The 24,440-nt window shown below is 70.6% G+C and carries 21 protein-coding genes; 8 read left to right on the plus strand and 13 right to left on the minus strand.

From position 1 onward, the window contains the following. Positions 1-13: 13 nt before the first annotated feature. Positions 14-1,504 (minus strand): DEAD/DEAH box helicase, encoded by a 1,491-nt coding sequence (locus tag IPH07_20755; protein MBK6919839.1) that lies wholly within the window; start codon positions 1,502-1,504, stop codon positions 14-16. Positions 1,505-1,907: 403 nt separating this feature from the next. On the opposite strand from IPH07_20755, the gene IPH07_20760 reads away from it, so the two are divergent. Beyond that, positions 1,908-3,035 (plus strand): NAD(P)/FAD-dependent oxidoreductase, encoded by a 1,128-nt coding sequence (locus IPH07_20760; protein ID MBK6919840.1) that lies wholly within the window; start codon positions 1,908-1,910, stop codon positions 3,033-3,035. Positions 3,036-3,053: 18 nt separating this feature from the next. On the opposite strand, the gene IPH07_20765 is transcribed toward IPH07_20760, so the two are convergent. The 4 genes from IPH07_20765 to IPH07_20780 all read right to left on the minus strand — a co-directional run bounded on the left by IPH07_20765 (position 3,054) and on the right by IPH07_20780 (position 6,132). Continuing rightward, positions 3,054-4,292: a tetratricopeptide repeat protein gene (locus tag IPH07_20765; protein MBK6919841.1), complete on the minus strand. Its 1,239-nt coding sequence runs from the start codon at positions 4,290-4,292 to the stop codon at positions 3,054-3,056. An 18-nt stretch (positions 4,293-4,310) separates the two neighbouring features. After that, positions 4,311-4,649 (minus strand): hypothetical protein, encoded by a 339-nt coding sequence (locus tag IPH07_20770; GenBank protein MBK6919842.1) that lies wholly within the window; start codon positions 4,647-4,649, stop codon positions 4,311-4,313. A gap of 30 nt (positions 4,650-4,679) precedes the next feature. Next, positions 4,680-5,363, minus strand: a complete 684-nt coding sequence (locus IPH07_20775) for a hypothetical protein (protein ID MBK6919843.1) — start codon at positions 5,361-5,363, stop codon at positions 4,680-4,682. Positions 5,364-5,457: 94 nt separating this feature from the next. Next, positions 5,458-6,132 carry a hypothetical protein gene (locus tag IPH07_20780; GenBank protein MBK6919844.1) on the minus strand — a complete coding sequence of 225 codons (675 nt, stop codon included), beginning with the start codon at positions 6,130-6,132 and terminating at the stop codon, positions 5,458-5,460. Between the two features lie 155 nt (positions 6,133-6,287). Here IPH07_20780 and IPH07_20785 point away from each other — a divergent pair, with 155 nt between their 5' ends. From IPH07_20785 to IPH07_20795, 3 genes are read left to right on the plus strand one after another with little or no spacing between them, the layout of a single operon-like run. Then, a complete protein-coding gene (locus IPH07_20785; GenBank protein ID MBK6919845.1) occupies positions 6,288-6,890 on the plus strand; it encodes a DUF1552 domain-containing protein in 603 nt (200 codons plus the stop codon). A gap of 47 nt (positions 6,891-6,937) precedes the next feature. Continuing rightward, positions 6,938-7,576: a DUF1552 domain-containing protein gene (locus tag IPH07_20790; protein MBK6919846.1), complete on the plus strand. Its 639-nt coding sequence runs from the start codon at positions 6,938-6,940 to the stop codon at positions 7,574-7,576. A gap of 56 nt (positions 7,577-7,632) precedes the next feature. After that, entirely contained in the window at positions 7,633-9,327 is a 1,695-nt protein-coding gene (locus tag IPH07_20795) for a DUF1592 domain-containing protein (GenBank protein ID MBK6919847.1), read from the plus strand. 6 nt (positions 9,328-9,333) lie between these two features. On the opposite strand, the gene IPH07_20800 is transcribed toward IPH07_20795, so the two are convergent. The 5 genes from IPH07_20800 to IPH07_20820 all read right to left on the minus strand — a co-directional run bounded on the left by IPH07_20800 (position 9,334) and on the right by IPH07_20820 (position 15,681). Then, on the minus strand, positions 9,334-10,230 hold the full coding sequence (locus IPH07_20800) for a sigma-70 family RNA polymerase sigma factor (protein MBK6919848.1): 897 nt from the start codon (positions 10,228-10,230) through the stop codon (positions 9,334-9,336). A gap of 11 nt (positions 10,231-10,241) precedes the next feature. Continuing rightward, a complete protein-coding gene (locus IPH07_20805) occupies positions 10,242-12,473 on the minus strand; it encodes a protein kinase (protein ID MBK6919849.1) in 2,232 nt (743 codons plus the stop codon). 4 nt (positions 12,474-12,477) lie between these two features. Further along, positions 12,478-13,401 carry a PEGA domain-containing protein gene (locus IPH07_20810; protein MBK6919850.1) on the minus strand — a complete coding sequence of 308 codons (924 nt, stop codon included), beginning with the start codon at positions 13,399-13,401 and terminating at the stop codon, positions 12,478-12,480. Beyond that, positions 13,398-14,540 (minus strand): VCBS repeat-containing protein, encoded by a 1,143-nt coding sequence (locus IPH07_20815; protein MBK6919851.1) that lies wholly within the window; start codon positions 14,538-14,540, stop codon positions 13,398-13,400. The genes IPH07_20810 and IPH07_20815 overlap by 4 nt, the downstream gene beginning before the upstream one ends. Positions 14,541-14,694: 154 nt before the next feature. Continuing rightward, on the minus strand, positions 14,695-15,681 hold the full coding sequence (locus tag IPH07_20820; GenBank protein ID MBK6919852.1) for a hypothetical protein: 987 nt from the start codon (positions 15,679-15,681) through the stop codon (positions 14,695-14,697). 185 nt (positions 15,682-15,866) lie between these two features. Between IPH07_20820 and IPH07_20825 the strand changes: the two genes are divergently transcribed. Together IPH07_20825 and IPH07_20830 are read left to right on the plus strand one after the other, a co-directional pair. After that, positions 15,867-16,244, plus strand: coding sequence for a hypothetical protein (locus tag IPH07_20825; protein ID MBK6919853.1), 378 nt, complete (start codon positions 15,867-15,869; stop codon positions 16,242-16,244). A gap of 20 nt (positions 16,245-16,264) precedes the next feature. Further along, a complete protein-coding gene (locus tag IPH07_20830; protein MBK6919854.1) occupies positions 16,265-19,915 on the plus strand; it encodes a hypothetical protein in 3,651 nt (1,216 codons plus the stop codon). Positions 19,916-20,044: 129 nt separating this feature from the next. On the opposite strand, the gene IPH07_20835 is transcribed toward IPH07_20830, so the two are convergent. Then, complete coding sequence (locus IPH07_20835; protein MBK6919855.1) at positions 20,045-20,380, minus strand: hypothetical protein; 336 nt, start codon at positions 20,378-20,380, stop codon at positions 20,045-20,047. Between the two features lie 378 nt (positions 20,381-20,758). Between IPH07_20835 and IPH07_20840 the strand changes: the two genes are divergently transcribed. After that, entirely contained in the window at positions 20,759-21,868 is a 1,110-nt protein-coding gene (locus IPH07_20840; GenBank protein MBK6919856.1) for a tetratricopeptide repeat protein, read from the plus strand. A gap of 16 nt (positions 21,869-21,884) precedes the next feature. Here IPH07_20840 and IPH07_20845 read toward each other — a convergent pair whose 3' ends face one another. After that, a complete protein-coding gene (locus IPH07_20845) occupies positions 21,885-22,154 on the minus strand; it encodes a hypothetical protein (protein ID MBK6919857.1) in 270 nt (89 codons plus the stop codon). A 178-nt stretch (positions 22,155-22,332) separates the two neighbouring features. Here IPH07_20845 and IPH07_20850 point away from each other — a divergent pair, with 178 nt between their 5' ends. Next, on the plus strand, positions 22,333-23,187 hold the full coding sequence (locus IPH07_20850) for a hypothetical protein (GenBank protein MBK6919858.1): 855 nt from the start codon (positions 22,333-22,335) through the stop codon (positions 23,185-23,187). 60 nt (positions 23,188-23,247) lie between these two features. Here IPH07_20850 and IPH07_20855 read toward each other — a convergent pair whose 3' ends face one another. Continuing rightward, positions 23,248-24,279 carry a hypothetical protein gene (locus IPH07_20855; GenBank protein MBK6919859.1) on the minus strand — a complete coding sequence of 344 codons (1,032 nt, stop codon included), beginning with the start codon at positions 24,277-24,279 and terminating at the stop codon, positions 23,248-23,250. Positions 24,280-24,440: the final 161 nt, after the last annotated feature.

Raw genomic sequence — 24,440 nt, forward strand, 5'->3', positions numbered from 1 at the left:
GACGCGTTCGTGACTACGAAGCGTCGCGCTGCCGCGAGACCCGAAGGTCCGGGCGTGGGCCGCGGGCGCCCTTGGCCGCGCCGCGGGGGTGCTTGCCGTGGCCGGGATGCGGCCCCTTGTGCCGCGAGGGCGCCCGCGCATTCGCGTGGGGATCGATCGCGCGGGTCGGCATCGGTGCGCACGGCAGCGATGGCATGGCCGCGCGCAACAGCATCGCGACCAGCTGTGCGGGGTCGTGCTCGCGCAGCAACGCCGACGCGTGGGCCAGCTCGCGAGGGTCACCGACCGCACCATGCTCGAGGCTAGCGCGCAGATCCTCGCGCGCCCGCGAGGCGATCGCGTCGTGGATCTCATCGGGTCGCGGCAGCGGGCGCCAGGTCGCCTGCACGTTGGCGACGCGCAGCACGTGCAGCGCCTGCTGCTGACCTCGCGGCGGCACCAACAACAGGCTGCGTCCCTTGCAGCCGGCACGGCCGGTGCGACCGGCGCGATGGGTGTAGCCATCGGGGTCGCGCGGCAGGTCGGCCTGGATCACCAGCGAGATCTCGGGCACGTCGATGCCGCGCGCGGCGACGTCGGTGCACACCAGCACGTCGATGACGCCACGGCGGAACGCCTCGAGCGAGCGCGTGCGCTGGGCCTGGCTCAGCTCACCGCTCAGCGACTGCACCGCGAAGCCGTCGGTGGTCAGACGATCGGCGAGCTCGCTGGCGTCGGCGCGGCGCTCGACGAACACCAGCACCCGCTCGCCGCGGGCGAGCAGCAGGGCGTTGACGATCGCCGCGTAGGTGTCGTGGCGGTCGACCAAGCACGCGACGTGCTCGATGTCGGCGTTGGCGACCCCGAGGTCGGTGCCCTGCAGCACGAGCGGGTCGGACTGCACGCGCTCGGCGAGACGGCGGACCTGCGGCGGAAACGTCGCCGAGACCAGGTGGGAGTGACGCTCGGCCGGCAGCGCGTCGACGATGGCCTCGAGGTCCTCGCGAAAGCCCATGTCGAGCATGCGGTCGGCCTCGTCGAGCACGAGCTGCTGCACACCATCGCAGCGCACGCTGCCGCGCCGCACGTGATCGAGCAGGCGGCCCGGGGTCGCCACGAGGATCGTCGGCGGGCGCCGCAGCGCCTGGCGCTCGCGCATCATGTCGGTGCCACCGGTGACGACCTCGACGCGGACGTCGTCGAGATCGGCGAACAGCCAGCGCAGCTCTTGCTGCACCTGCACCGCGAGCTCGCGGGTCGGCACCACCACCAGGCCCCGGATCGCCTTGGGATCGTTGCAGGGCTCCTCCAGCGCGCGCGCCAGCACGAAGCCGAGCGCGACGGTCTTGCCCGAGCCCGTCTGCGACGAGATGCGAAGGTTGCGGCCCTGCGCCTGGTCGGCGAGCACGGCACGCTGCACCGAGGTCAACGCGGCGAAGCCACGGCGGACGAGGGCGGCACGCACGCCCGCGGGCACGGTGGGATCAGTATCGATGGGGCGCTCGTGCGCTTCGGCCGGGTTCACGCGCGGGAGCCTGCGACAGCGTCGGTGCCGGAGTCGAACGCGCGAACGCACGCCAGCCGCGAAGTGCCCGCATCGTCGCGATGGCGCCGCCTGGCGGCGGTATGGCGGGCTCGCACAGGGCCCTTGGTCGGCGGGCGCGCGCCGGCCCGATCGCCCGAGAATGGCCGCGAAGGTCATTGCGGCCCGAGCAACTGCGCGCGGGCGAGCGTCTCCGAGGATGGCCGCGCGAAGCACGGGCGCATCGCGATCGAAGGCTGGTCCCCGATCTCTCCGAGCCGCCGGGGAACGGCGAGCTGGAGCGCATGGCGAGGGACGACCAGCGACGCAAATCGTGCCGGCGCCCCCCGCTGCGGGTGCGGCCATGCTGGTGGCACGGTTGCGGCCGCAGGCCGGGACGGATGCCATGAAGACCCCGAAGATCGTCATCATCGGAGCTGGCCCGGCCGGCGGCGCATGTGCCCTGGTGCTCGCGCGACTCGGCATCGCCGAGGTGCTCGTGCTCGACAAGGCCACGTATCCGCGGATCAAGGTCTGCGGCAGCGGCTTGTCCCCCCATGCGCTCGAGATGCTCGACCTGCTCGGCCTGCGGCAGCGCTTCGCCAGCAGCCACGTCGGCATGCCGCGTCTGCTGGCGCGCGGCCCCGAGGGCGAGGAGGTGCGTCTCGCCGGGCGCGAGGGCGCGTGGGTGGTGCCGCGCGTCGACCTCGACGCGGCCGTGATCGGCGAGGCGGTGCGCAGCGGCGCCGTGTTCCGCGAGGGTGCCAAGGTGGTCGAGCTGTTGCGCGACGACGCCGGCGAAGTCACCGGCGTCCGCACCGATGACGGCACGATCGAAGCGGATCTCGTGGTGTGTGCCAACGGCTCGCCCTCGCGCTTCTCGACCGACGCGAGCCCCGCGACGGGGATCCGCACCATCATGGGCTGGTGGTCCGACACCGCGCTGCGCAGCGACGAGGCGGTGATGATCTGGGACCGACGGCTCGAGGGCTACTACGCGTGGGCGTTCCCGGAGCCCCGCGGCCGCATGAACATCGGCCTGACGATCCCCGAGCACGCCGCGGCTGCCGACGCGCTCAAGCAGCTGTTCCAGGAGCTGCTCGACGAGCACTTCGGGGCCGCGTTGGCCTCGGCCGAGCCGCACGGCAAGTGGATGGGCCATCCCGCCACCGTGACCACGCGCATCGGCGAGCTCGCGCAATCGCACGCCATGTGGATCGGCGAAGCGGCGCGGCTGGTGTCGCCGGGCACCGTCGAGGGCATCTCGTTCGCGCTCGAGAGCGGCATGGTGGCGGCCGAGTTCATCGCCGAGCACTTCGACGCGACGCACGGCTTCTCGCGGGTGCAGCGGGCACTGCTGCGCACGAAGATGATCGCGCGCATGCTACCGAAGTTCTGGGCTGGCGCAGCGTTCGCGCGACTGATGCGATCGGACCCGGCGCGGCACCTCACCGCGCAGGTGCTGGATCCGCAGTGGTTTGCGAGCAAGGCCACGCGGCTGGTCGGCGACCGCACGACCCGCGGCGCCACCTGATGTTCCCGCAGCGCCCGATCAGGCCAGCGCCGCGCGGCGCCGCGACAACATCCGTCGCTCGTTCTCCGGTGCGATGGCGAGCGCGCGATCGTAGTACTCCCGCGCGCGGTCGAGATCGCCGAGGCGCCGATGGAGGTCGGCGTAGGTCGCGAGCCACAGGTGCGACTCCCTGAGCCAGGTCGGCGGTCGCGTCTTCTCCAGGTGCGCGAGTCCGGCCCCGGGCCCTTCGGCATACGAGAGCGCGATCGCAGCGTGGAGCTCGTGCAACGGCGAGGGTTCGAGCTGCACGAGGCGCTGGTAGAGCCCGTGGATCGTCGCCCAGCGCGTGGCCTCGAAGTTCGGCGCGAAGGCGTGCTCGGCCGCGATCGCGGCCTCGATGTGATACTTCGACGCGAGACCACCGCGGGTCGCGGTCTGCAGTACATCGAGCGCCTCGACGAGCTCGCGCCGATGGTAGCGCCGGCGATCCTGCTCCTCGATCGCGACAGGCTCGCCCTCGGCATCGACACGGGCGTCTCGCCGTGCGTGGTGCAGCCGCATCAGCGCGAGCAGTGCGAGCGCGTTGCTCGAGCTCGCCCGTGGATGCGCGACGACCAGCTCGGCCAGCCGTAGGGCCTCGCGACACAGCTCGAGCCGGAGCACGCGGTCACCGCTCGAGGCGAAGTAGCCTTCGGTGAACAGCACGTAGATCATGCGCAGCACTGCGTCGGCGCGATCGGGCCACTCGCTGGCGTCCGGCACCCGTTGCAGGTCCACCTCGCGCAGGCGGTCGCGCGCCCGTTCGAAGCGCTTCTGGACGTTTGCCTCGGAGGTGACCAGTCGCATCGCGATCTCGCGGGTCGAGAAACCGCACAGCCCGCGCAGGGCGAACACGATCTGGGAGGCGAGCGGGATCGACGGCTCCGCGCAGGCGAACAGGGCGCGCAGCTCGTCGTCGTGGACGTCACCCGCGAGCGCGGCCTCGCCATCGTCGGCCGCGACCGCGGGCTCGGGCGCGCCGTCGAGCCCTTCTTCGCGGTGACGGCGACGCAGTTCGTCGATCACGCGGTGGCGGGCGGCGCGATGGATCCACGCGCGCGCGTGCGGGGGCACGCCGCGGGTTCGCCACGCGGTCGTGCCCTCCAGGAGTGCCTGCCCGATCGCGTCCTCCACGATCGCGAGGCGGTGCGCACCGAACTCACGCATCAACGACGCCACGATCCGCCCGTGCTCGTGCCGGAGCACGAGTTCGAGCGGCCCGTGGTCGCGCGTGGACAAGTCCCGGGCGTTCCGATCTCAGTAGCCGGCGAGCTCGCGGACCTCGATGCTCATCCCGGGCGCCGCCAGGATGGGACACGCCTTGGCGACGACGAGCGCGGCGTCATAGTCGGCCGCCGCCACGATCGAGTAGCCGGAGATGAGCTCCTTCGACTCGACCGTCGGGCCGTCCGTGACGACGCCGCCCTTGATCCCGCGTCCGGTGGGCAGGAGGCCGTCGCCCATGTCGAGGATCGATGGGAAGGTCTCTTTCCAGGCGTGCCATGCGGCGAGCACCTGCTGCATCTGCTCCGCGGAGGGCGGGGTCTGCTCGGTCTGGAGGGGGCCGCGGTAGAGGAGGAGGAATTTCTTGGTCATGGGTCGTTGGCGGCGCGTCGGCGCCTCTGCTCACCCGAGCGATCCACGATGCCTGGTTCCGACACCCGATGGAGTTTTTTTCGACGACGGATGCGATCGGACCCGGCGCGGCACCCCACCGCGCAAATGCTGGATCCGCAGCGGTTTGCGAGCCAGGTCACGCCGCTGGTCGGCGACCGCACGACCCGCGGCGCCACCTGATGTCGGCTCCGTGCTCGACTCCGCGGCGAGCGGGGCGATCGCCGTGGGCGTCGTGGCGGCGACCTCCCCGGTGAGCCCCGCGAGCACGTGGTTCGCGGTGTCGATCGCGGCGACCTCGGGGTCCACGGGCATGCGGAACTCGGCGACGATCTGCTGGCGCTCGGCGTTGATGCGAGTGACGCGCAGCTCGTAGGCCTTGCCGGCTCGCAGCAGCTCGCCCACCAGGATCACGCGGCTGCCGTGGCGCGTGCCGAGCTCGACGAAGCACGCGAGGTCGCTCCAGCGACAGGCCTGCAACGACACGAGATCGACCGCGGCGCGATCGGTGATTCCGCGGATCTTCGCCTGGGTCTGCAGCGCGGCCGCGAGGGCGGTGCGGAGCTTCGGCGGCCCGCCGCGTAGGCCCACCCAGATGCCGGTCCCGGGCGCCTGCGCGGCCTCGTCGGCGCGGGCCAGTGCGGGCGATCCGGCCCACGCGAGTGCGGCCACGACGAAGACGATGAGCGCGCGCATCGACCCTATAGTTCCCGCCCGGCCGTCGATCCGTGCTCGAGATTCGCGTCGGCGAGAACGACTCGAACGTGGGCGTCGACACCGTCAGCTGCCGCTACGGATACACCACCGGGCAGCTCTGCCCGTCGCCCCCGTGACAGTCGTAGATGGTCTCGACCGTGAACCCCCACGGGCACCAGTCACCCGGGTTGGCGAACCACGCCTCGGGGTCGGCCTCGACGTAGCACGGCGCCGCGTCGCAGACCTCGGTCCAGACCTCCGCGATGCTGACCTGGGCCGGGTCGAGACGGTAGGAGTAGCCAGGGTTGTAGGTGCCGTCGAGCTCGATCGGACCGCCGGGGATGCCGAACGGGACGTCGGGCTCGAGCAACCAGCTGACGACGTAGGCGTTCGCCGCCTCGTTGTCGATCCACACGTGGCCGTGCTCGCCTGCGGCCGTGAACGCGGCGACGAAGCCCGAGCTCGGCCACTCTGCGAGCTCATGGGCTTCGCCGCAGGCGGCGACGCCAGTGCTGCCTTCGGTGGTCGAGTCGCCGCTTCCTCCACTGCTGGTATCCGCGGTGGTGGAGGTGGCCGTGCCGGACTCGCTCGACGCGGAGGTGGAGCTCGATCCCTCCGCGGTGCTCGTGCCGGATGTCGTGTCGGATGCCGAGTCGGATGTCGCGGTGCTCGACGAAGCTCCGAGGTCGTCGCCGGCATCATCGGCCGAGCAAGCGATCGCCGCGGTGAGCACGAGCAACGAGAGTGTCTGTCCATTCACCAAAGTCATGGCGGGTCCATGGTCTCGTGCCGAGGTTCCTTCACCACACGCGCGCTGCGGCCACGGAGGAAAAAGTTGCGAGCCGCCTGCTACGCGCGCCGACAACGCCGTGTCCATGGATGAGAGGGCGAGCGATGGCACGGGCACACATCTCGAGACGGGCGGTGTTGGGCGGCGGCTCGGCGCTGGCGATCGGCCTGCCGCTGCTCGAGGCCATGGCGCCGCGGCAGGCCAGAGCGGGAGGCGGAGGGGATCCGCGGCGGTTCCTGGCCTTCTTCACGCCCAACGGCATGCCGATGAACCGGTGGACGCCGACGAGCCAAGGCGCCGGTTACGACCTGCCCCCCGCACTCGAGGGGCTCGCCGACATCCAGGATCAGGTGTCGGTGCTGACGGGTCTGCAGAACTCGGCCGTGAACGGCTCGGCCGGTCACGCGCCGTCGACCGCGGGCTTCTTGACCGGCACGCCGGTGGCCGACAGCCAGACCGACCTCTCCAACACCTCGAGCGTGGACCAGGTCTACGCGCAGTTCATCGCCGGCCAGAGCGCGATCAACTCCCTGGCACTGGGTCTGCTGGCGGACAACGGCGCGACCCAGTGCGACGCCAGCAACTATGGCTGCGCGTACATCCGCAACATCTCGTGGAATGGATCGACGCCGATCCCGAAGCTGACCACCCCCAGGCCGCGTTCGATCTGCTGTTCGCGGGCTACGACAGCGATGCCTCGTCGCAGCAACTCGCGATTCGCCGGGCCAAGCGACTGAGCCTCCTCGACGGCGTCCGGGGAGAAGCCGAGGCGCTACGATCGAAGATGGGTGCGACCGATCGCCAGAAACTCGACGAGTACCTGACCGCGGTCCGCGATCTCGAGCAGCGTGTGGAGTCCGAGGAACTCGGCGGCGTACAGGCGTGCATGGCCCAGGCTCCGGCTGTCCCGACCAACATCGAGTCCAAGGTGCTCGCGACCCTCGACGTCATCGCGCTGGCGTTCAAGTGCGATCGCACGCGATCGGTGACCTTCATGTGCGGTGAGGGGCTCAACTCGCTCGACTTCTCGCATCTGGGTATCTCCACCGGCCATCACACGCTCTCGCACGCCCTGGGCGTGACGGCGAACGCCGCCGACTACCTCGAGATCGCGCGCTGGGAGGTCCGGATGTTCGTCGAGCTATTGCAGCGACTCGCCGCGATCCCCGAGGGTGACGACTCGGTGCTCGACAGCACCATCGCCTACTTCGGCAACGAGATCTCCGAGGGCTATGTGCACTCCCACGTCAACCTCCCAGTGCTGCTCGCCGGTGGTGCTGCGCTCGGGCTCTCACCCGGCCGGCACGTGGTCTATGGCAACCAACCGCCGATAGCCGATCTCTTCATCGGCGTGCTCGGGGCGCTCGGCGTCGACGTGCCCAGCTTCGGCGCCCACGGGACCGCTGCGCTCTCCCAGCTCTGATCGCGTCGGCTTCGACGCGCGATCGCCCTCGAACCGAGAACCAAGAGGCTGTTCCCATGCTCCCATCGACGATCGCTCGAGTCGTGTGCGCCAGCGCCTGCCTGTGTTGGCTGACGGCGTGCGCAACGAGTGCCGCTGCCACCGCCGACACCGCCGTCGGTGGCAGCGACACGGGCGATGACCCCGACACCGGCGCCCAAGATTCGGGCGGAGATGACGTCGATGATCCCAGCGAGGACCTCGATCCCGGCCGCGTGACCCTGCGCCGCCTCAACCGCGTCGAGTACGGCAACACCCTGCGCGATCTGTTCTTCGGCCTCGACTTGGGGGTCGCCGTCGACTTCCCCGACGACGACTCCGCCCTCGGCTACGACAACATCGGCGACGTGATGAGCGTGACCCCGTTGCTGTTCGACCTCTACGAGCGCGCGACGGACGAGGTGTTGACCGCCGCCCTGATCGACCCCGCCCACGCCGACATCCGCGCGCAGATCATCCCCTGCGACCCGGCGAGCGACGCCTGCGTGCACGACGTGCTCTCGGCGTTCATGCGCCGCGCGTGGCGACGCCCGATCGCCGAGGACGAGCTGGCCGCCGTGTCCGAGCGCGTCGGAGCGACCACCCAGGCCGGCGGCACGCGCGACGAGGGCTTGATGCTCGCGCTGCAGCACGTGCTGATGTCGCCCCACTTCGTGTTCCGCGTCGAGCTCGACGCCGACCCGGTCGCGAGCGAGGCCCACGATCTCTCGGATCACGAGCTGGCCACGCGCCTCTCGTACTTCATCTGGAGCTCGATGCCGGATGCTGCGCTGATGGCCGCGGCCGACGCCGGCGAGCTGCACAGCTCGGCGGAGATCGAGGCCCAGGTGCGGCGCATGCTCGCGGATCCCCGGGCGCTCGCGTTGCTCGACAACTTTGCCGGCCAGTGGCTTGGCGTACGCGGCCTCGCCGAGCTCGACGATGCGGCCGAGCACCCCGGAATCGACGCCGAGCTGGCCGCAGCCATGCGCGCCGAGACCGAGGCCAGCATCGTGCGGCTGTTCACCGGCGAGAGTTCGCTGGTCGACCTGCTGACCTCTGACCAGGGCATGGTCAACGATCGCCTCGCACGTCTGTACGGCCTGCCGGAGCCCGGCACCGACGCGCTCGTGCCGGTGTCGTTCGCGGACGTGCCACGGCGCGGGCTGTTCACGCAGGCGAGCATGATGGCGCTGCTGTCGAACCAGGGGCGGAGCTCCCCCACTCGACGGGGCAAGTGGATCCTCGACAAGATCCTCTGCAGTCCGCCGCCGTCGCCACCGGCCAACGTCGACAACAACCTCCCGCAGCCGGGGCCGGGTCAGACCACCCGCGACGTGCTCGAACAGCTGCGCGAGAACGCCAACTGTGCCGGCTGCCATGCGGTCATCGACCCCATCGGGCTGCCGTTCGAGAGCTACGATGCCACCGGTGCATGGCGCGATCAGGAGAACGGCGTCGACATCGATCCCTCGACCGAGGTCGGCGGTGTCGCGTATCCCGATGCGATCGCCCTTCTGGCCGGCCTGGTCGCCGACAGCGCGCCGTACCAGCGGTGCGCGGCCCAGCAGATGTTGACGTACGCGGTCGGTCGCGAGCTCGGCTCGAGCGATGACCCTTGGCTCGACGCGTTGCTCGAGATCTCCGAGGCCGCCGACGCGCACGTGCCCGAGCTGCTCATCGGCGTGGCCCAGAGCGCGGCGTTTCGCCGCCGACGCGGCGAGCCCGAGTGAGCAGACCTACTCGAGCAGACGCGTGATGCTCAGATCCAGCTGCGAGCGGATGAACTTGATCGCCGCGGCGAGGTCGTCGGAGGAGATCTCGACCCGTCGCCCGAGCTCCTCGATGGTGAGCTCGATCAGCGCTCGGCGTGCCGCAGCGAGCCACCGCGCTGCGGTCGTCGCGTGGGTGCCGTACAGCACGCCGAGCCGACGCACCGACACGCCCTCGACCACCGAGAGCCGCAGCAGCGTGCGCCCGCGTTCGGGCAGGCGCGCCGTCGCGGCCGCGAACGCCTCACGGAACTGCGCATGATAGTCGCGCTTGAGCACCGCGAGCTCGACGTCCGCGAGCTCGTCGGCGACCTCGCTCGCGTCGTCGTCGGGCTCGACGTCGAGCCGCTCGCGACCGTCGCGGAGCGCGTTGAGCCCGAGGCGCTTGGCCGTCACGCGCAGCCACGCGGACAGGCGACCCTGCCCCGCGTAACGGGTCACCAGCGGTGGACCGCTGGCGCTCACGAACAGTTTCTGTCGCACGATCTGCAGCAGATCGTCGGGCGAGATGGTGCGGCTGCGCATGCCCTCGAGCGTGCGCGCGACCGCAGGCCCATGGCGTCGCTCGAGCTGCCCGAGGGCTTTGGCGTGGCCCATCGCGCAGGCCATCGCGAGCAGCAGATCGCCGCCGCACACCCGCGACAGCGCCTGTTCGCAGGGTACGTCGTCGGGCAGGCGTTCGGCGAGGTAGAGCACGAACGCCGCGACGTCGACGCCGAAGTCGTCGCCGTTGTCGACGACCGCGGCGTCGAACAGCGCCTGCAGCTGCGAGTCGAGCTGCGCGATGGCAGCCGCTGCACTCGCCTGCGGCCCCGCGATCACCTCGAGCAGGATCGAGCGCAGCGGAGCTTCGGCGTCGTCCACCACCGTGGAGTTTATTCGCGCCCGAGTCGTTGGTCGAGTTGCTCGATCCGCTTGGCCGCTCGCGCATCACCGAGCTGCATGGCCTTGTCGTACTGCGCGCGCGCGTCCTTGTACTTCTGCAGCTTGAACTGAATGTCGCCCAAGAGAATGCGCTGCGTGCCGCTGCGCGGCCGCGCGGCGACGTACAGCTTCGCGTAGCGCTCGGCCTCGTGGTAGCGGCTGGCCTCGAACAGCAGCTCGGCCAGGCCGCCCCACGCATCGGCATTGCGCGGATCCGCCTCGAGCGCGCGATGCAGTCCCGCCTCCGCGCCGCGGATGTCACCGGCGCGCAGCAGGGCCAAGGCCGCATCCGCGCGCCGCTGGGCCTCGGCCGGATCGGCAGTCGCGGGCGCAGCGGCGCCGTCGTTGGTCGGGCGCGCGGCAGCGCTCGTCGCACGCGGTCTGCGTGCCGGATCGGCGTCGCGTACCGCCGGGGCCGCGCCGGCAGGCGCCGCGTCGGCCCCGATCACCACGGGCGACGCCGCGTCGGGGGTCTTCGCAGCCACAGGGGCCGGCGAGGGATCGTCGCGCAGCCGCGACAGCGGGCCGGCGAGCTGCAGTCGCAGCGAGGCCGGGAGCGAGGCGACCTGCGCACGCAGTCGCGCCGTCGCCGGGGCTGCGTCGCGCTGCCCGGATGCGGGCCCGGTGCCGTCGATGCGCACCAGCTCCGCCAGCGCCAGCTCTTCGTCGCGCAGCATCCCACTCTCCGCACGCTGACCGAGATCTGCGACGAGCCACGCTGGCACCCGCGCGCGCTCGAGCGCCCGAGGTTGGCGGGGATCGAACACCAACGCGGCGGTGTAGAGCTCGAGCGCGAGCACGCGCGCGTCGGTGCGGTCGAACGATGCATCCGCGCGCGCGACCAGCTCGTCGGCGAAGCGGCGTCGCAATCGAACGGCGGCGTCCTGCGCCCCTCCACTGGGATCGTCGAGCTGTTCGAGGCCACGCACGGCCGTGTACGCGGTCTCCGCCGTCGGCTTCGCCAAGGGCGGGAACACGTAGACGCCCGCGTCCGCGTGACGCTCGGCGCGCTGTTGCAGCACCTGCACCTGCACGCCGATGCCCAGCGGCGGCGCGCTGCGCCACAGGGCGAACGAGGCGATGCCTGCGGTCGCGAGCCCGAGGGCGAGGAGGTTCCGCAGCTGCGCACGCTTCGTGCGCCGCCGCTCCTGGGAGGTCAGCGCCTCGACCAACGCGACCATCGAAGCGAAGCGATCGTCGGGTCGCGGGGCGAGCCCACGGACGATCGCCCGGTGCAACCATGCCGGCGGCGCGATCGCGGGCTCGACGGCAACGATGCATCCGGCCTGCTTGGCGCGACCGAGCGCCTCGATGCTGTCCCCCGCGAAGGGCTTGCAGCCATACACCGCCTCGAACAGCGCGGCGCAGAACGCAAACTGATCGGCGCGCGCGTCGACCCGCGCGCCCGCGTGTTGCTCGGGGGCCATGTACGCCGGCGTGCCGAGGATCGTGCCCGACGCGGTGATGTCGGCCCGCGCACCCCGGACACCGGCCACGCCCTCGCCGAGCCCCGCCGTCGCGATGACGCCGTGCGCCAGCCCGAAGTCGGCCACGCGCGCACGCCCGTCGCGCCCCAGCAACACGTTGGCCGGCTTGAAGTCGCGGTGCACGATGCCGAGCTCGTGGGCCGCGATCAGCCCGCGGGCCGTCTGCACGAACACCGCCACCAGCTCTTGCCAGCTGCGCGCCTGCTCGCGCAGCCACCCCTGCAGCGTCTGCCCCTCGACGTACTCCATCGCGATGAACACGTGCCCGTCCTGAACGCCGGCGTCGTACACGTGCACGACGTTGGGATCGGCGAGCTGGGCCATCAGCCGCGCCTCGCGACCCAGGCGTTCGCGCTCCGTGTCGGCGCCCGCGCCGTCGACGTTGCGACGCAGTCGCTTGACCGCGACGCGGCGATCGAGCTCCGGATCGTAGGCCAGGAACACCTCGCCGAGCCCACCGGCACCGATGGGCTCGATCACGAGGTAGCGCCCGAGCGCATCGCCGCGCCGAGGCGTCCGCGGTGCCGCGGGCACGCTGTCAGGCTCGGGCTCGAAGGCTTCGACGATGAGCGCCCGACACGTCGTGCAGCGATCGACGTGCTGTGCGATCGCCTCGCGCCGCGACTCCGGGACCAGGCCCTCGGCGAACGCGACGATGTCGTTCTCGTCGGGGCAGGCTTGCAGCGCAGGGCTCATCGCATCACCGGCGCGCCCCCCTGCGCCGCGGGTGCCGCTTGCCGTAGGCGAGGCCGAGCAGCGCCGAGCCGACCGCGGCCGAGATCGCGCCGGTGACCGTCAGCGCGACGCCGCCCGCGAGGGTGTCGTAGAGCTGGCGGCAATTGCCGAAGGCGTCGATGTCCGCGCCACTGCACTGGCTCCGCAGCGGGCGTTCGTCGAGCGCCAGCAACACGGCGCCGCTCGCCAACGCGCCGCCCCCGAGCACGAGTACGACCGCGCCGACCGGCCCCATCGCCGCGCGACGCCGCTGCTCGGGGGTCGGTGGCACAGGGCGCGGCACCAGTCGCAACGCGATGGTCTGGTTCAGGCCGGCGAACGCGTCGATCTCGACCTCCTGATCGAAGTGGCCCGACAGCTGGGCCCGAGCGCGGTGACGACCGACAGGGACGCGGAGCGACGCCGGAGTCTGGCCCGCAGCGCGGCCGTCGAGCTCGATCGTCGCCCCGCTGGGCTGGCTCTCGATCGTGAGCAGCGGCAACGCGCGCACGCGGGCGCCGAGATCTCCGGCCAGGGCGGCGGCCTCGTTCGCGACCATCTCGGCGACGTCCTGGATTCCGCACAGCTCGCAGGTGCGATCGATCTGCGCGACGCTCACGCCGTGGGCGTCCTCGACCGAGAGCTGCAGCCGATAGTTGCGATCGTCGACACCGAGACGCGCGTGCACGCGATACGCAGGCACACCAGCGGCAGCCTCGGCATCGAGGACCGTGTACTCCGAGCGCTCGAGTCCCGCCCGCATCTGGGCTTCGATGCGGTCACGGAACGCCTCCACCAGCTCGCCTTCGTACTCGATCGGCGTCAGCACCACGGGCGTCGTGGGGCCGGCGGCGGGCGAGGTCGGCTCCGCGCGGGCGAGCACCAACGACAGGAGTCCGGCGATCATCATGTCGAGGACATCACCGTGAGCTCGTCGTTGCCGCGCACCAGTACGACGTCGGCGCGGCCGTTGCCGTCGAGGTCGCCGACGGCCACACCCACGGCGGCGCCGTCGAGCCCGACCGACATGGCATCGAAGCTGCCGCCCCCGAGCCCCCGCTGCACGGTGAGCGCCGCGTCGCCACGGGTCACCACGAGATCGAGGACGTCATCACCGTCGAGATCGCCGACCGCGACGTCGGTCGGTGCTGCGTCGAGCTCGAGCGCGGCCATCGGCGAGAAGGCCCACTCGCCCTCGACCCCGCGCAGCACGGTGATCGACGGCGGCGACGTCCCCGCGACCACGATGTCCATGTTGCCGTCCCCGTCGACGTCACCGAGCGCCAGCGCGACCGGTCCCGTGCCCGCCTGGGCGTCCACCTGCGTCCACGCGGCGCCGTCGTAGCCGAACACCGTCACGCCCGACGCCGTGGTCGCGGCGAGGGTGCCCTGCATCTGCGGGTGGCCGTCGAATCCGACCAGATCGCCGGCGCCCATCGCCGGTCGCGTCGACCACGACGGGAAGCCACCACCGGCGTCCGCGAAGGCGAGCGACAGGACGTCGCCCGTCGTCGCGGCGAGATCGCGGCGCCCGTCCCCGTCGAGATCGAGCCCCGCCACGCCCGTGGCCTGGGCCGCCACCGGCCAGAACTCGGGCTCCTCGAAGCCGCCGGCGCCGACGCTGACGAAGCGTCCAATGCGGCTGCCGTTGGCGGCCGCGACGATGTCGAGATCGCCGTCGGTGTCGAGATCGACCAGGTGCGCCACGTCCATCTGGAAGCCGCCCTGCGCCGCCTGCACCATCGCGCCCGCACCGTCCATCACCCACGCGCTGCCCTCGACCATCGCCACCACGTCCTCGCGGCCGTCGCCGTCGACGTCCCCGACCGCGAAGGCGACTTGTCCGCGCGCCACGAAGATCGAGCGCTCCGGCGACAGACAGATCTCATCGGGGGCGCAGCCGGGTTCACCGCTGCTGCTGCTGCCACCGCTGCCGCTGCTGTCGTCGACGACCGCGGTCGTGTCGGTGCCGACCACGAACCGCGGATTCGGCTGCACGCAGGCCGCGCTCAGCGCGACGAGACCGGCGAGGGTGCCACAGCGGCGCACCGTCGCACGCTACCGACGCGGACCGACCCACGCAAGCGGGGCCGGAACCCCTCGCGGTGTTTCGGTCGCAGGCATGCAACGCTGGGTCGGTCGCGCGTGTCCATCCTTCGAAGGTGCGTCCACGTGGAGCCGCGCGAGCTGGTGGCGGTATCGCTCAGGGCGAGAGCGCGCTGTCGTAGAGCTTGAAGTCGTCGAACACCGCATCGGCCGAGCCGTTGCCGAACGCGCCGATCGACATCGTCGCAGCGCCGTCCGGCGGCGGCATCTGCAGCGGCCCCGTGGGGACGTTCGACGGCACCAACTCGACGCCGTCGAGGTAGATGCGGATGTTCTGCTCGGCATCACCGACGGTGAAGTCCCAGCTCGCGGTCACGCGGTACCACTGCCCGGACGACATGCTGTAGCTCGTCGAGGGCGCCTGGAACTCGGCCAGTGTCATGGCCGGATCGCGCACGATGATGTTGAGCGCGTTGGCGTTGTTGCCTCCGGCCTTGCGCATGCGGAGGAACGAACCGTTCGGACCGTTGGCCCCGAAGATCTGGTGGTCGAGGCTGTCGAAGGAGTCGAAGTTCGGCTGGTAGCAGAAGTCGATCGTGCCGCGCTCGAAATCGATGTTGCCGACCCCGCCCACCTGCTGCGGATAGGTGACCGACTCGGCGAGCGCGTCGAGGCGGATGCCGCCGTCGTCGAGCGCCGCCACGAAGTCGTCGATCGGTGCGGTGGTGCTCGTCCCGCTGCCCGCGCCCACGACGGGCGCGGCGACCGAGCCCGCATCGTCCAGGGTCGTCCACAGCAGCAGGCCTGCGGGGCCGAGGCCCTCGCAGCCCGCGGCACCGCCGGTCGAGGCCTCGGTGCCGCCGTCGCTCGCGTCGGCGGCGGTGGACGCCGTGCTGCTGCCATCATCATCGCCCGTGGTGGCGCTGGAGGTCGTGAAGGACGTCGATGCCGACACCGAGGTCGACAGCGAAGCGCCATCGTCGGCGCCGCTGCTCGAGCCCGAGCCCGCGCCGGAGCTGCCATCGCTCGAGCCCGAGCCGTCCCCGACCGACACCGATTCGGTCCCGCCGCCGCCGTCCACGTCACCGCAGGCCGATGCGACGACCGACACCATCCACATCCAAGCTCGAGTTCGACCGTTCATGCCTCGCCTCCATCCTCGAGGACACGTCGTGGGTGGGCCCTGTAGCGCCGCCCGTGGAGAAAGTCCGGCCGAGCCCCGGGCCGTCGCATCGCGGCGACGCCGGAGTGCCAACGATCGAACGGCCGCGTTCTCGTCGTGTCGACGGCCTGCGCGCGAGTACGCTACGCTGCGGCGCGGACTCGCCGATGCTCGTCATCCGTAGTCGACAACTCCACGCGTTGGCCGTCGAAGATTCTGCGGGCCTGGAACGGCGATTGTTCGATGCGCTCGAGGGCGAGCATCCGGAGGAGATCGCCGCGCTCGGGGCCGACGAGACCCGCGCGCTCATTCGTCGTGGAATCACGACGGGGCTCGGCTGCGGCCTCGACACCGAGGATGGGCTCGCGCGTCTGCTCGCGTTGATGATCCAGCTCGGCGAGCAGCTGGAGCGCTCGCCCGATCACGCCCGCGCGTGGGCGCGGCTGCGGCACCCGACCCTGCCCCCAGAGCTGAAGATCGAGCTGACCGAGCAGGTGTTGTGGGAGCGGACGGGTGGCCGGGTGGTCGTACCGTTCGCGGGTTGACGTCTTCGATCGGAGTCAGGATGGCCAAGTGTCCGAAGTGTGACCAGACGTTGGTGTGTCCCGAAGGCTGCGTGTTCGAGCTCAGCGCGGTGGGCAAGTGCCCGGTGAAGCACGGCGCGTTGTGGGTGACGGTGAAAGGCGCCGGCACCGACAAGCGCGGCGTCCTCGTGGACATCGGTGGCGCGCCGCAGCCGACCGACGTGGCCGGTCTGGCGCACTTCGAGCCGCTGGCCGAGCCAAAGTACACCGCCACGCTCGGCGATCTGGGCGAGCACGCGACATCCTTCGATCCGCCCGAGGCACTGTCCATTCGCGACATCCCGGTGCGCCCGGGGAAGATCGCGTCGGTGTCGTTCACGCTGCGCAGGCGACCGGACCTCGCCGTGTCGGTGACGCCGGACGACGTGCCCGTCGACGTGGAGCTGGAGTGCGACGGAGGCACCGTCGACACCAAGGAGGGCTGCACCGCGCGTGCGAGCTTCTCGGCACTCAAGCCGGGCGACTACACGATCCGAGCCAAGGTCGCGCCGACCCACGCCGATGCCTATGCACCTCCGGCCACCGCCCCCGAGGCGCGGCTCGTCTACGACGCCGACGCCAGAGCTGGCATCGTGTTGGTCGAGCGCGTGCGGCCGACGATGGCGCTGCCGGTCGCGATCGCGATCGTCGGCGGAGCTCGAGCGAAGCTGAAGCTGAACACGCACGTGGCCCACGACGGCAAGGGCACGCTGACGCTCACCGGGTCGCCTGCGGCCGTGAACGTGTACGGCGCCGTCGACAAGGGTGGCGGTGTCTACGAGATCGACGCGGTGCCGGGTACCGGTGTGGAGCTCGAGCTCGAGGCGGTTTCGGCGAGCGCCTTCGAAGGCATCGGGATCGAGTGGGCGCTGGAGGGCGGCTCCCGGCCGTGCGCGCCGTCGGTCAAGGGCAAGCTGACCGCTGCGGTGGTTCAGCTGGTGATCCACGACAAGGGGGGGGCCGAGATCGCGGCGGACGTCGCGAAGGACCGCACGCGTGGCCGCGTCGTGCACGTGCAAGACGTCGCGAAGGCGCGTGCGCGGGCGAAGCTCGTGGTGAAGTGCGAGCCGGTCGAGCTCGCCGATCGCATCGTGCTCTCGGCGCGCGGGGACAAGCTCGGGCTACACACCGCGGACACGGGCGACGCACCGGTGGTGTTGCCCGCGACCAAACCACCCGTCGAGCTGTGGGTTCAGGGCGACAAGGTCAGCGATGCGGTCGGCGACTGCGGACTCGAGCTGGCGCTGGATGGCGTGCTGTGCAGCGAGGTCGCGTGTACGGTGGTCGAGGTGAAGCTCGAGGTCGGTGACGTGCGACCGGATCCCGGTCCACGGCCGGCGCCGACGGTGCCGTGGCCAGACCCAGGCCCACCTCCGCGACTCGGCGACGACGCCAAGCGCGACCCGGGGCGCGAACTCTACGTGCAGGGTGAGCAGTTCATGAGCCCGCGTGCGCGGGTGCGCGTGCTGAAGTTGCCCCACGATGCGCCGTGCACCCTGCGACTGGTCCGCTCGGGTGACGAGGTGCGGTTGTTGCCGAAAGAGACCGACGTCGGCGGCGTGATGCGCTCGGGCGAGGAGCATGCCGACGCCGAGACGCCGGTGGCGATGCCGTGCCCCATCCTTCCCGGGGACATCACCGCGCCGGCCGACGGCATGACGTTCTGGGCCGAAGGGGCGCAGACCTTGGTCGGCAAGGTGAAGCTGCAGATCGACATCGACGACGTCGATGTCGAGTGTGACCACGCGTCGTTCACCGTGGTCCCGACGTTCTTCGAGATCACCGTGAAGCGAAGGGACAATGCGCCGTTGAGCGGCGCGATCCCGGTCGAGCTGCGCACGAAGCAAACCGGCCTCGCGATCGCGGCGGGCCAGGTCGACGCCCTCACCGGCAAGGTCCGCATCGAAGCACCGCCCGGCGCCTACCTCGTCTCGCTGGCGTTGCCGGGCGGGGAGCTGCCGCTCCAGATCCTGCGCGGCACGCCGACGCCCGCACCCACCGAGGCGGGCGGCGATCTCGAGGCCGCGGTGCAGCTGAAGTCGATCGCAGAAACCAAGCTCGAGTACGAGCTCGCGCCCAAGCCCGTCTACACCCACGTGCAGTTCATCGCCTACCGCGTGCGGACTGGCGAGTACCGTGGCGAGGACGTCAAGGCGAACTTCGGCGGCGACATCGAGGCGGCGTCGAAGCACGACATCTTGCAGCGCTGCAAGATCATGGCCCAGGCGGTGAAGGATGCCCGCGCTCACACCGGGCCACTCGACGCTGCTCCCTCCACGTTGAAGCTGTTCATGGCGCCCGAGTTCTACTTCCGCGGCAAGCTCGGCGCGTACCCGTACGAGACGATCTCGATGATCCTCGACGAGATGCGCAAGGAAACCGCGCAGGCGAAGTACCAGCACTGGCTGTTCGTGTTCGGGAGCGCGATCGGGTTCATCTCGACGAAGGACCGCGTGCGCCACGACGGCGCCAGCCTGACGATCTCGTCGATTTCCAAGACGCTCGACGTCGAGTGCGAAGACGGATCTCCTGAAGCAGGGGTCGCCGCGGGCTGGACATTCGAGGCGGTCTCCGACCTGGCCGTCACCGACACGGTGAACGTCGTCTCGGTGACCTCGCTCCCCGCCGATCCGGGCGAGAAGAAGCTAAGGCTCGAGTTCGATCGCCCACCCGTGTACGGTGCCGGCCGATCGCGCGCCTTCGTCGTCGATACCGGCGGGAAGGACATGGAGGTCGGCATCTCGGCTGCGAGACGGCTCGCGACGATGCGGGTGACTTGCGTCGGCTTCGTGCCCGCCGTCGGTTGGACGTTCGAACAGCCGAATGTGCTCGGCCTGGTCAAGAAGGCCACGAAGATCGTCGGCGACGACTACATGCTCGAGGTCGATCTGAAGCTCGGGCCACTCGCGACCGACGCGCTCACGGTCCAGCTGTTCGAGCCCGGTGACGCCGAGACGATCAACATCGCACAGGTGCAGCGAGGCGGGCCCGGTGTGCCGATGAACGCGGATGGGAGTCGCGCGCTCAAGGAGCTGCTGGTGTACAAGGAGAACGTCTCGTCGGTCGATTTCGCGGGGATCGACCACGGCACGGACGACTTCTACAGCGCGCAACGCCACCAGGCGGAGCTGGACGGCGTCGGGTCGGTTCGGTTGTTTCCGACGCCGGGGTCGCGTGACGTGCTGTCCGTCCACCCGAACACGCCGGGTACGGCGCGCGACGACGGCAAAGGTGTCGCGCAGGCCCAACAGACGACCGAAAGCACGAAGAGCGGTCTCGGCGGTGGGTCGATCTTCACGATGGACGACATCACCTTCGGGCTCGAGGTCTGCCTCGATCACGGCCAGAAGAAGCTGAGGGGCTACTACGACAATGCTCAGGCGCCTGGTGGCGAGCGCAAGCCGCAGATCCAGCTGATCCCCTCGTGCGGCATGAGCATCGTGGCGGCGGCATGCGTCACGAACCTGGTGTTCAACGTCGATGCAAGCCAGCACCGAGCCTCCAAGGACTCGGGCGCGTCGCTGCTGACCGCCTTGACGCCGACCAAGACACCGGCGGTACCCACCGGCATCACCATCACCGAGTTCTTCAGGAACGAGGGGGAGCTGGCGTTCTACGAGAAGCAGGACATCCCGCCGCCGACGACGGTGTGAGTGGGCGCGTGGAGCGGCGGTTCCCGGCCTGCTTCACGCCCAACGGCATGCCGATGAACCGGTGGACGCCGACGAATCAAGGCCACGGATACGACCTGCCCCCCGCACTCGAGGGGCTCGCCGTGCGGATCAGTGGCTTTCGCCCACGACGTAGACCATCGCGGCGAGCTGCGGATGCCGGCCACACAGCTCGGCGAGCCATGTCTCACCCAGTTGCCTCGCACGCTCCTCGTCGGCCGACGACTCGGCGTACATCTGCACCTCGATCCGATCGTCGACCCCCGACCAGCCGAATCGACGCTCGATCGTGCCGAGCGTCACCCACGAACCCACGCGCTCGCGGTCGACGATCGCCGCGACCTCGCATGCGTGCGTGACGACATGGATGGCCCACTCGAGCCGCGTCGTCGGCACCACGGAGAGGCGAAGCGGCTCGGGGATCTCGGGATGGTCCCGGCGCAGCATGGCGACGACGGCCTCCACGAGGTCTCGCGCGCGGGTTGGGTCCGCGCGATCGCGATCCACGAAGAGGCACGCCTCGAACGCGGAGCCGTTGGCTCCGGAGGCAAACGACACCCCGCTCGGCCACGCCCAACACCAATCGTCCGTCGTGCGCGCGTGTCGTTCCAGCTCCTGCGCCACGAGTTCGTACACACGATGCTGCTGCTCGCTCGGCATCCGCCTCGACCGTACCCGGGATCCGAGCAGCGGTGCAAATCGTCCGCGGGCGTGGATCGAGGTCCTCGACACTCCTCGATCGCATGGTGGCTCGGCGGGAAAGGTCCACGCAATCGCCCTCCGCACGCGTGATCAGATCGCCACCGCGCCAGTCTTCGCTCGTGCATGCCAAGTCCGCGCGGAATTCCCCGCCTCCGCTCCCCTCTCCTCCAGGCCTCGTTCGCCGCGTGCGTCACGCTCACCCTGCCCGCATGCGACGTGCTCGGTCTCGAGTCGAGCGACCCCACGCCAGCCCACGCGTCGAGCCCGACCGCTACACCCACACCCGAGGCACCCCCGACCTCGTCGACGTCTGCGAGCGCGCCCCCGACGACCACCACGACCACGCCCCCGACGCCCCCGACGCCCCCGACGCCCCCGCTGCCGAGCTCCGAGGCGCTGCTCGCCGAGGCCAAAGCTGCCGGTGACGATCGCGGGCGTATCGAGGCCGTGATCGCAAAGCTCGACGTCCGCCTCGCGGCGACGGCCTCCGCGGACGATCAGTTCCTGCGCGCCCAGCTGCTCGATCGCCTGCAGCGGCGCGAGGATGCGCTCGCAGCCGCAGTCGCCACGCTTGCGCTCGACTCGGCGCACACCGGCGCGCATGCGCTCGCGGGCCTGCTCGCCGCCGACCTGGGCCGCGAAGAGCTCGCACTCGAGCACTGGACCGCGGCGGCCCACGCCACGCCACCGGACCCCGGCTCGGCCTACAACGCCGGCCAGTACCTGCAGAACCACGGCCGCAACGAGGATGCGCTCGCGATGTGGAAGATCGCCGCGGCTGCGAACCCCGACGACTTCGACGCGGTCAAGAAGATCGTGCAGGCCTACAACGCGCTCGGCCGCTACGAGGAGGCAGAGCTCGCCAAGCAGGACGCGAAGCGGATCTTCGCCGCGTCGACCCGCCCCGAGGTGAAGCGGCAGAACGAACTCGTCATCGAGCAGCTCGTCGTCGAAGGAAAGTCGGTGATGATCACCGAAACGCTCGCACCGGAAGGCGATCTCTACTCCCACTGGACCGCGATCCTGTACGGCCCGGACGGCAAGACCCGCGAGCTCACCGTGCAGCTCGAGTCGAGCGCCTACGGCCGCGAGACCGGCGTTCCCTTCGTCATCGGCATCAACCGCGGCGAGCGCCACACGACGTTGGGCGTGACCTACTCCGAACTGCCCGCCTACGCCGAGTGGCGCAAGTTCGCGGTCGTGAAGCTCGCGTCCGTGATCAGCGGACGCTGAGCACCGACGTACCGCGTCACGTACAGCTCGCGTAGCAAGTCGGCGCCGGTTCGACGCCGTCGTACGACCACGGCGCGACCTCGTGCAGCAGACGTTCGCGGACGTCGTGCGTGCGCGTGATACCGTTGATGCAGCGGACCTCGCGGGTGCTGGGGACGAAGCCGATGAACTTGCCGTTCTTCGGGTCGGCGGCCGCCTCCGAGAGGCCTCGATGGAACTCCGGCACCGCGCACGACTCGGCCGATCCGGTCTCCGGGGCACACGCGCGCACGGTCGCGTCGATCACGGCACACCACGTCCGGCTTGCGGCGGATAGGCCTGCGGCGGATAGGCCTGCGGTGGATAGGTCTGCGGTGGCTAGGCCTGCGGTGGATCGGCCTGCGGGTACCCCTGCGGCGGGTAGGCGGGGTAGTGCTGCTGCTGCTGCGAGTTGGGCTCCATCGCGCTGCTATCGTGTGGATCGGATGTCACGCCCGTTTCGTTGGGATGTCCGCCACCGCGAGCAGCTCGGGACGCTGCTCCCGAGCCCGAGCCGTCTGCCCGACCACATGGACGAGCTCCGGCTCGCGTCCGCCCGCATCGTGGCGCGGGCCGGCGATGCCGAGCTGGTGTTCGTGGGCCGCTCGCTCGAGAACGTGTTCGACTATCTCGGCGCCGTGCTCGCGGGCACCTCGTGGTCCGAGCGTCCTCGGCTCTTGTCGATCTCGCTCTGGTCGACCACCGTCGCCGATCTGTCCGCTGAGCAGATCGATGGTTTTCGCGACCACGCACGCGCGGTCGGCCTCGCCCCGGCGGCGATCATCGAGCGCCCCCACGCGACCGCGTTCATCGACGTGGTGGCCTCCGGCGGCACGATGGAAGCGATCGCCAGCCTGCTGCTGCAGTGGTCGCGCGACGAGGGTGCGGATGTTCGTAAGCTCCACGATCGTCTCCGCTTCGTGGGGCTGACCCGGCGGACGAAGACGAGCCCCAACACCGTGCGATGGCATCAGCACGCCGAGTGGACCCGCGAGTTCGCGCCGTCGGCGTTCAAGAACGTATCGCTGCCGCCGCGGTTGTGGCGTCACCTCGCCGACGAACAGCCCAAGGTCTCGCGCCGCCATCCACCGAGCGAGTGGTCGCCCGACCACGAGCCCTCACCCACGCACGACCCCGCACAGCTCGAGGCGCTAGGCCTGGCACGGGCGCTCCACGAGGCGGGGCTGACCCGGCAAGAGCGCGAAGCTTGGTCGGCGCTTCTCGGCAAGGAACCGTGCATGCGCTGGCCGTGGTGCCGCGCGCTGGTCGGCGAGGTCCGGCGGCGCTCGGCCCGTCGATGACCAGCCGGTCACTGGGATCGGTCAGCCCCGTCCTTCCCGGCGCACGCGTGGAGATCGTCATCACGGCGCAGTAGCGCTGTAGCCGTCGAGCTTCTCGCCGACCACGAGCTCGTTGCCGTCGAAGGTCACCCGCGGCGACTTGCGGTACACGCGGATCCTATCGTCGTCGCGATCGATGGTCGGCTTGCCGAGTTTCTTCTCGAGGAGCGCGGAGACGGCCTGGTCGTTGCCGAGCTCGAGCGCGAAACCGGTGACGAGGTGATCGGGCAGCGAGGCTTCGTCGAGCTCGAACGGCGCGGCGAACCACAGATCAATGGGGCCACCGTTCTCGATCGGCCACAGGCGGATCTTGTCGTAGTCCATGATGCGACGCCCGAAACGACGCACGAGATCGGAGCCCTTTGCGCCGAGGATCGGCGCGCCTTCTTCGAATCCGAAGAGCGCGGCATCGGTGCCGATGAGCGTCGCGAGCGGCGTGTAGCCCCGGAGGGTGATCGCGATCCTCGATGCGTCGACGCCGTGCGGGCGATGCAGGTCCGCGCGCAACCCGAGCTCGGGTGCGAGCCACACCTTCGCGCTACCGTCGGTCTTGGGGTCGCCCCACGCCGCGGCGAGCGCTTGCTCGGCCCCCTCCGCGCGACGAATGACACGCAACGATCCGACGAGCCACTGATCGAGGTCACTGTCGATCTGGCCCAGCGGCGCGACCTCGAACAGCTGGTCGGGCCACTCCTTCGCGGTGAACGCATAGGGCCCCGTCAACGCGCCCTCGCGCCTGTTCGCGAACAGCTGAGGCGCTTGCGAGCGAGCGTCACGGACCGTCGTGGTCTGCGTCAGCGTGAGCGCAGCGAATGGTCCGACCAGCGACGGATGGGGCGTCGCCGCGAGCTCGGCGATCACGTCCTTCGGCGTCGTGGCCGGAGTCGGCGCCTCGAGCGCACGACTTGGTCCAGCGGTCGTCGTGGGCGCTGCCCGCAGCTCCGGCGCCTCCGCCTTCGCCACCGTGGGCGACCGCAGCGGCGTGGTCGGGCGATCCGCGTCACACGCGAAGGTGAGCGCGCACGCGACGAGCGCGAAGAGACGATGCGTCACGACCGCGATAGACGGGCGACTTGGCGATTCGATCAGCGATGAACCGCTGCCACGCGGCTGGCCTCGACGTCGATGCCGAGCACCTGTCGGGTTCATCCCATCGCTGCGTTCGTCGCCATCGGCGACACGATCTCGTTCGCACGAAGCCACCACGTGCACCA

The sequence above is a fragment of the Deltaproteobacteria bacterium genome (assembly GCA_016709225.1).
Lineage (GTDB): Bacteria > Myxococcota_A > Polyangia > Nannocystales > Nannocystaceae > Xiheibacterium > Xiheibacterium phototrophicum.

Excerpts from the sequence above, each read along its gene's own strand:
- IPH07_20760 (MBK6919840.1), top strand. The coding sequence starts at position 1,908 with ATGAAGACCCCGAAGATCGTCATCATCGGAGCTGGCCCGGCCGGCGGC.
- IPH07_20770 (MBK6919842.1), bottom strand. The coding sequence starts at position 4,649 with ATGACCAAGAAATTCCTCCTCCTCTACCGCGGCCCCCTCCAGACCGAG.
- IPH07_20775 (MBK6919843.1), bottom strand. The coding sequence starts at position 5,363 with ATGCGCGCGCTCATCGTCTTCGTCGTGGCCGCACTCGCGTGGGCCGGA.
- IPH07_20780 (MBK6919844.1), bottom strand. The coding sequence starts at position 6,132 with ATGACTTTGGTGAATGGACAGACACTCTCGTTGCTCGTGCTCACCGCG.
- IPH07_20790 (MBK6919846.1), top strand. The coding sequence starts at position 6,938 with ATGGGTGCGACCGATCGCCAGAAACTCGACGAGTACCTGACCGCGGTC.
- IPH07_20795 (MBK6919847.1), top strand. The coding sequence starts at position 7,633 with ATGCTCCCATCGACGATCGCTCGAGTCGTGTGCGCCAGCGCCTGCCTG.
- IPH07_20805 (MBK6919849.1), bottom strand. The coding sequence starts at position 12,473 with ATGAGCCCTGCGCTGCAAGCCTGCCCCGACGAGAACGACATCGTCGCG.
- IPH07_20810 (MBK6919850.1), bottom strand. The coding sequence starts at position 13,401 with ATGATGATCGCCGGACTCCTGTCGTTGGTGCTCGCCCGCGCGGAGCCG.
- IPH07_20820 (MBK6919852.1), bottom strand. The coding sequence starts at position 15,681 with ATGAACGGTCGAACTCGAGCTTGGATGTGGATGGTGTCGGTCGTCGCA.
- IPH07_20825 (MBK6919853.1), top strand. The coding sequence starts at position 15,867 with ATGCTCGTCATCCGTAGTCGACAACTCCACGCGTTGGCCGTCGAAGAT.
- IPH07_20830 (MBK6919854.1), top strand. The coding sequence starts at position 16,265 with ATGGCCAAGTGTCCGAAGTGTGACCAGACGTTGGTGTGTCCCGAAGGC.
- IPH07_20835 (MBK6919855.1), bottom strand. The coding sequence starts at position 20,380 with ATGCTGCGCCGGGACCATCCCGAGATCCCCGAGCCGCTTCGCCTCTCC.
- IPH07_20840 (MBK6919856.1), top strand. The coding sequence starts at position 20,759 with ATGCCAAGTCCGCGCGGAATTCCCCGCCTCCGCTCCCCTCTCCTCCAG.
- IPH07_20850 (MBK6919858.1), top strand. The coding sequence starts at position 22,333 with ATGTCACGCCCGTTTCGTTGGGATGTCCGCCACCGCGAGCAGCTCGGG.